The organism is Paenibacillus thermoaerophilus, from assembly GCF_005938195.1.
GTDB lineage: Bacteria > Bacillota > Bacilli > Paenibacillales > Reconciliibacillaceae > Paenibacillus_W > Paenibacillus_W thermoaerophilus.
The window spans coordinates 1-2777 of sequence record NZ_VCQZ01000048.1 but is presented as its reverse complement, the minus strand read 5'-3'; the positions used below and the strand labels follow the sequence as shown (position 1 = coordinate 2777).

At 47.9% G+C, this 2777-nt stretch carries 4 protein-coding genes and 1 other RNA gene; 3 read left to right on the top strand and 2 right to left on the bottom strand.

Going from position 1 to position 2777, the window contains the following annotated elements; all coding sequences use genetic code 11:
* Positions 1-368: 368 nt before the first annotated feature.
* Positions 369-569 carry a hypothetical protein gene (locus FE781_RS17230; protein WP_138790837.1) on the bottom strand — a complete coding sequence of 67 codons (201 nt, stop codon included), beginning with the start codon at positions 567-569 and terminating at the stop codon, positions 369-371.
* A gap of 393 nt (positions 570-962) precedes the next feature.
* Between FE781_RS17230 and smpB the strand changes: the two genes are divergently transcribed.
* The 3 genes from smpB (at position 963) to FE781_RS17215 (ending at position 2563) form a co-directional block, all read left to right on the top strand.
* Positions 963-1445 carry an SsrA-binding protein SmpB gene (gene smpB, locus FE781_RS17225; protein WP_138790836.1) on the top strand — a complete coding sequence of 161 codons (483 nt, stop codon included), beginning with the start codon at positions 963-965 and terminating at the stop codon, positions 1443-1445.
* A 179-nt stretch (positions 1446-1624) separates the two neighbouring features.
* Positions 1625-1989, top strand: a transfer-messenger RNA (tmRNA) gene (ssrA, locus tag FE781_RS17220).
* A 229-nt stretch (positions 1990-2218) separates the two neighbouring features.
* Positions 2219-2563: a helix-turn-helix domain-containing protein gene (locus tag FE781_RS17215; protein WP_170209595.1), complete on the top strand. Its 345-nt coding sequence runs from the start codon at positions 2219-2221 to the stop codon at positions 2561-2563.
* On the opposite strand, the gene FE781_RS17670 is transcribed toward FE781_RS17215, so the two are convergent.
* A partial coding sequence (locus FE781_RS17670) for a hypothetical protein (protein WP_211346400.1) occupies positions 2531-2777 on the bottom strand: 247 nt, incomplete at its 5' end. The two genes, FE781_RS17215 and FE781_RS17670, sit on opposite strands and share 33 nt — an antisense overlap.

Below are 2777 nucleotides of genomic sequence, written 5' to 3'. Positions count from 1 at the left end.
CTTTCGATTTCCTGTAGGATGGCGAATTTCTCCGACGCACTATATTGTTTATTAGGCATGAAAAAAGCTCCCTTTACAGCAGCAGGTTTTATTATTTCACCTGTCTACCTTAAGGGGAGCATATCAAAGGGTAGAACCGAATGAGACAATCCCAAAATATGAACGAAACACCTCCAAATCCACTAAGAAAGTGGTAATGGAGGTTTGTTTTGACTTGATTTTTCATTAAAAGTGGGGGCTTAAAAATCTAAAATTGATTTTTGGGACAGCCCCTTTCTGCATTCAAGGGTATCCTTAAATATTAAGCACGTTGATGATGGATTCTTGCGCGAAAACGGACCTTCGGCGAGCTTTCGCGGATTCGGGGATCAATAACCCGGCCGCGATACGAACCAGTACATCGATCGGTTGTAATACGTGTTGTTGACCCGGACAAAATGCTCGGATACCCGCTCCACAAATCCAATATCTTTGTGCTTGCCGTCCAGGTAGATTTGTATCGGCACTTCATGGTCGAGATGATCCATAAAATGTTTGTCGTCATAAAGGCGTTGACCATTCGTATACATGGAGTATGTCTCCTTTCTTTAAGTCCGATTGCGGAATCACAATCCTTTGTGTTTTTCCGAACGCGAAGAAGGATGAAGGACTGCATTCGATAACGGCCGGATCCGTCACAGTCGCGCCAACGACATTCGCCCGCCTTTTGAGTATATTCGTCGGGGTTTATTAGCTAAGACAATCGGCATTGGCAAAACGTTGCAAGGTCCGCAAAAATTTTAAAAAGACTCGAAATGCCGCGGGCCGTAGGACAACCTGTCGAGAATGCCGCGAAGATGCGGCGGGAAGCTTGCGTATAGCGGATTTTGACGAGACTCATCGCGCGGATTCGCCTTGATTTCAGCGGGAAAAGTTGATAAAATGGCCTTCATCGACGACGCGCGAGGAAGGAGGCGAACGGCATGGCGGCCAAGAAAAACGACGGGAAAGTGCTCGTCCAGAACAAAAAAGCCCACCACGACTATTTCATTGAAGAGATGTATGAAGCCGGCATGGTGCTGACGGGAACCGAGATCAAGTCGCTGCGGGCCGGTCGCGCCAACATCTCCGACAGCTTCGCGACGATCCGAAACGGCGAGATCTTCGTGCACAACATGCACATCAGCCCGTTCGAACAAGGCAACCGCTTTAACCCCAGCGATCCGACGCGGGCCCGCAAGCTGCTGCTGAAGAAGGCGGAGATTCACAAGCTGCTCGGCCAGTCCAAGCAAGAAGGCTACACGATCGTGCCGCTGAAGGTCTATGTGCGCAACGGCTACGCCAAGCTGCTGATCGGTCTGGGCAAAGGCAAAAAGCAATACGACAAGCGGGAAACCGTCGCCAAGAGGGACGCGCAGCGCGACATCCAGCGGGCGCTCCGCGAGAAGCAGAAGGTGGCGAGATAACCAGCAACCTCACCTGTACAGGTCATGTCGGCCGTGGTATATTAAGAAGACACCGGTGCCGAACCAAGGTGTCGCGTTCAAGCCATCAGGACGTGCAGCCTGTTCGAGCGGAGCATCGCGGCGGCGACGGATCGCCCCGAGCGCCCTCCAACAGAGTTCGTACGACCGCTTATATTCGCGGGGGTGTTTTTGGATTCGACGGGAGTAGTTCGAGCATGGGTAGCGGGTAGCGGGGCTGCGTCCGCTTCATCAACGCGAACGCCAATTAAATGGCAAACAACAACCTTCTTACGCTGTAGCAGCTTAATAACCTGCTCGCGTGCTCTCGCTCTGCATCGCCCATGTGCCGGGATGAGGGCTCAACCTTAGTGGGATACGCTGTCCAGTCTCCGCCTGGGGCTGGCTGAAGAAGACAATCAGGCTGACCTGGATCGAAGCCGGTTACGGGGCGTCGGCCCAGGTGACAACAAAACTGTAACTACACCCGTAGAAGCCTGTGTGCCGTTGCTTTCGGACAGGGGTTCGACTCCCCTCACCTCCATAATTACTAAGAGAGCACCAATTTTGGTGTTCTGAGAGTTAAACCATATCTTTGCCGCCGCGGCAAACATTTGCTTTAATAAACTCGCGGCAAACATTTGCTTTAATTATTCAGTTCCGGGTATGTGGACTATTCCCGGGTCTGTATTTGGAGTGCATATTTTTGTCTTTTGACAGACAAGAGTATGCTTTTGTTTTATAAACATCAATTCACCAAAGCCAGGTGGAAAATGTTGAACAGTATTACTTCAGTTGGAGAAAAAATAAAGTCAATAAGAAGACAAAATAAGATGACCCAAATCGAATTTGCTCAAAGCTTAGAAATATCCCAAGCTACGCTTAGTGAGATTGAATCTGGGAAAACCAAGCCTTCATTTGATGTACTTGTCCTCTTAGCTGACAAGTACATGGTCGATATGAATTGGCTCATAATAAATCGAAAGGTAGAACTGCATTTCGGGTTGCAAGAAGATGAGCTTAAATTATTACAAAACTATAGGAATCTACAAGATATTGCTCAGGAAGAGTTACTGGATTATTCAATGTTAAAATTGCAGCGATACCAAAGAAATAAATGATTCATAAACCACTGGTTCAAAAAAATCCAGAATACTGCGAACTTCTTCATGATTAGCAATACAGTACAATACGAAAAAAGCTGGCTCATTTGATATGCTCCCCTTAAGGTAGACAGGTGAAATAATAAAACCTGCTGCTGTAAAGGGAGTTTTTTTCATGCCTAATAAACAATATAGTGCGTCGGAGAAATTCGCCATCCTACAGGAAATCGAA

What these genes read in the sequence shown, in the direction of transcription:
- smpB (WP_138790836.1), top strand. Translation starts at nt 963, where the DNA reads ATGGCGGCCAAGAAAAACGACGGGAAAGTGCTCGTCCAGAACAAAAAA.
- FE781_RS17230 (WP_138790837.1), bottom strand. Translation starts at nt 569, where the DNA reads ATGTATACGAATGGTCAACGCCTTTATGACGACAAACATTTTATGGAT.